Source organism: Candidatus Cloacimonadota bacterium (genome assembly GCA_011372345.1).
Taxonomy (GTDB): Bacteria; Cloacimonadota; Cloacimonadia; order Cloacimonadales; family TCS61; genus DRTC01.
The window spans coordinates 1-3,667 of the sequence record DRTC01000554.1 but is presented as its reverse complement, the minus strand read 5'-3'; the positions used below and the strand labels follow the sequence as shown (position 1 = coordinate 3,667).

The 3,667-nt window shown below is 34.9% G+C and carries 2 protein-coding genes and 4 tRNA genes; 1 reads left to right on the top strand and 5 read right to left on the bottom strand.

Annotation, left to right across the window (positions count from 1 at the left end):
• From ENL20_10520 to ENL20_10500, 5 genes are all read right to left on the bottom strand, one after another.
• The coding region (locus tag ENL20_10520; GenBank protein HHE38987.1) for a hypothetical protein at positions 1–111 on the bottom strand (111 nt) is incomplete at its 3' end.
• A 35-nt stretch (positions 112–146) separates the two neighbouring features.
• Positions 147–222, bottom strand: a tRNA-Thr gene (locus ENL20_10515).
• A gap of 6 nt (positions 223–228) precedes the next feature.
• A tRNA-Gly gene (locus tag ENL20_10510) sits at positions 229–305 on the bottom strand.
• An 11-nt stretch (positions 306–316) separates the two neighbouring features.
• Positions 317–402: transfer RNA gene (locus ENL20_10505), tRNA-Tyr, on the bottom strand.
• Between the two features lie 6 nt (positions 403–408).
• A tRNA-Thr gene (locus tag ENL20_10500) sits at positions 409–483 on the bottom strand.
• Between the two features lie 319 nt (positions 484–802).
• On the opposite strand from ENL20_10500, the gene ENL20_10495 reads away from it, so the two are divergent.
• Positions 803–3,667: hypothetical protein (locus ENL20_10495; protein ID HHE38986.1), on the top strand; the 2,865-nt coding region annotated here is incomplete at its 3' end.

Here is a 3,667-nt window from a genome sequence, read left to right as displayed (position 1 = left end):
ACTTAAAAAAAGCGTGATCGCAGCTGTTAAGGTTGTCTTTCCATGATCTACATGACCGATCGTGCCAATATTTACATGGGGCTTCGTCCTCTCAAATTTTGCCTTAGCCATCTTTTACCTCCTAAGGTTACTAAATTTTTTTCTCGTGGGGCTCATGACCGGACTTGAACCGGTGACCTCATCCTTACCAAGGATGTGCTCTACCGACTGAGCTACATGAGCATTTAATGGAGCGGGAAACGGGATTCGAACCCGCGACCCTTAGCTTGGAAGGCTAATGCTCTAGCCAGCTGAGCTATTCCCGCAATTTAATAACTGGTGGAGGGGGGAGGATTTGAACCTCCGAAGGCGTCCGCCGACAGATTTACAGTCTGTTCCCTTTGACCACTCGGGAACCCCTCCAAATTATGGTGCCGACAGTAGGAATCGAACCCACAACCGCTCGATTACAAGTCGAGTGCTCTACCGTTGAGCCATGTCGGCAAAAAATTCTGAACAAAAGAATTTTTCACTTTTATACTGTCAATAATTTTCACTACTTATGCCTGAAAAAGAGCATATTTCAACGGAATAAACAAACTTTTTTTTTCGTGAATATATGTCAATTATTTTTAAAGATTTATAAAATATTTTTCCCAAACTGAAATAGCATCTCAAATAAAGCACCAATATTGATTGATCTCATATTTTTTATCTTCATATTCAATTATTAGATCGTTACATCAATAAAAAATTATTATTTTTTGGAAAAGAACTTGCGTAATATTGCCTTATAAAGAAAATATCCATAGGGAGTTTGAATATGAAGAAATCCATAATTTTCTCGATTTTTATCATCTTTTCTTTACTGCTTTCGGGCTTGAAAATGACAGTCGAAAATTTTGATTTTCAAATCGATCTAAAAAAAGAGTATTCCATAATTAAATCCGACCGTATCAATTATTATCATAGCCTAGAGGGTTCTCCGTCAATTCCACTGAAATCTGTTTTTTTTGAAATTCCCCTGAATAAGAAAATCTCTAAGGTAACAATTCATCCCGAAAATAATACTACAGTTTTCCTTGAAAAAAAACTTTATCCAATCCAAAAACCTATCCCTTTAAGCTCTCAAAATCAAGCGATTTTTACAGAACCCGAATTTCAGTATTATAATAGAGATATTTTCCCAGACAAACTGCTTTTTCATTATGGAACTGGACAATCAGGGAATAAAATTATAGGTTACATTTCTTTTTATACTTGTTTATATTTCCCTCAACTGGAGAAAATTCAAATTCCGGAAACCTTTAGTATAATTATTGAACTTGTGGATAATGATGATAACGAAAACTTTCCTGTAAACCAGGTTACAAATAAAATTCTGAATGCTCTGAATCTATCTGATAACGAACGAGATGAATCAATAAAATACTTGCTAATTGCTCCCGAACAGTTTATGGATGAATACAGCGAATTAATTAACTGGCGAAAAGTTCAGGGAGTTGAGACTTATGCTGAAACTGTGGAAAATATCGAAACTAATTATACCGGCATGGACATTCAGGAGAAAGTACGAAATTATATAACTGAAATGTATGAAACTTACGGAATTTCTTATGTCACTCTTGGGACAGATGTTGCTTTTCTTCCGGAAAGAGAAGTTTTTGCTTTTGATTGCGGATATGGAGGTTCCTGGAACGAAAACGACTTGCCTTCTGATATGTATTTTTCCTGTTTAAATGGAAACTGGAATGCAAATGGAAACGAAATTTATGGTGAAGAGGAAGATGAAGTAGATTATTTTCCTGAAGTTTTTGTGGGTCGAATTCCAGCAAATACCGAAGAGGAAGCTGAAAATTATATTTCAGCGTTGATAGATTACGAATCAGGAATCCATCCGGATTATAATAAAGCCGGTGGCTTTTCCATGGCATTGTGGGAAGGTTCCGATAGCGAAGTTTGTCAACAGTATATATATGAAAATTATTTCCCGGAATTTTATAATATACATTTCATCTATGGAAACGAAAATTGCACGGAAAATGCCTATCAAATGCTGAATGAGAACCAGAATATGGTACAACACACCGGACATGCAGGAATTTCCACACTTTCTTTACAGGACGGAGGAATTCGTAACGATAATCTTGATTTATTGAATAATAATTTTGGAGGTGTTTTTTATTCTATCGGCTGCTGGTCTGCTGCTATCGATTATAATTCCATTGGTGAGAATCTTATTACTGCAATCAATAAAGGAATGCTCGGTTATGTTGGAAATTCAAGATACGGTTGGGGTGCTCCATCTGCTTCAGGTTTCGGTTTTTCCGAATTTTTCCAAAAGGAATTTTTTAAAAATATCTTCTGGAATGAAACTACAATTTTAGCGGAAGCAAATGCGATACAGAAAATCCCTTTTATACCCTATTTTTCTGGAACATCCGTTTATAAATGGTGTGCTTATGAACTCAATGCTTTAGGAGATTCCTATTTTAACCTTTTTATCGATAATCCGGAAGATATGGAATATTCAGTAACACTTTTAGATTCCATTTTTGTTCAAATCTCCAGCAATGGTATTCCGATTGAAAATGCGATAATTACAAAAGGTGAAACCCAGGTCAGAACCGATATTAACGGAAATGCATGTTTATCAAATAATGGAGTAGATGAAACAATTTATATCTATAAATATGGATTCAAAACAGTAATTATAGAAAGTTCGAATATTGTGAATTATCCATATATCGACAATATTTCAGGGAATGAGGAGATTTATTATCTACAGGGAGAGAACTTGACCATTAACTCGACTTTTTATAATCCTACTTTTATGATTTACGATTTTTATGTAGAATACGAATTTAATGAGAATGAAATTGATCTGACAACTTATGAAAATCCTGATCACATTATTGATTTTTCCTGTGCTGATCTATCTCCTCTCGATATTCATATTAATTCGATCAATGAGTCTTTTCAGATGGAAAATGGGAAAGAAATTTATTTGTGGGAAAAAATCTACAATGCTGAAAATGATACTTTGATTACACAAACTGCATTTACCTTAAAGATCAAATCTCCGGAATTAACGATCACTGGTTTAAGTTATGATGGATATTCTATTACTCCAGGAACAACGATTCCCATGAATTTTATTATTGAAAATACAGGATCAGTCGATGCAGCAGGACTTAATTGCACTTTTATTTCAAATTCAGAATACCTGTCTTTTGCCGAGGATTCTTTTGGATTATGGTTGTTATTACCTCCCGGGAACCAGGAAGTGTTGAACAATCAGATCATTATTTCGGATAATATTCCGGAAGATTTTGTTTGTGATTTCAATATCGAGCTGCAAACTTCTTATCTTGATCAGAATTTTTCATTTTCCAGACAATTATATTTACCGGTTGGTGAGATTGGTATTTTCGATGATTTTGAGACATCCTTGAATTGGGATTGTCCTTTGGAATGGCAGCAGGTTGATACCTATTCTAAAAGCGGGACTTTTTCTTTTTCCTGCCGACCGGAGAATATCGGAACTTATACTGCCGAATCTCCAACTTTCGTTTATCTTCCAGGAATGGAATTATCTTTCTGGTACAAATATGAAATGCCGATGTACGGGAACGATGGAGTTTATTTCACTATAAATTATGAAAATGAATGTGATTCTTTGATATTT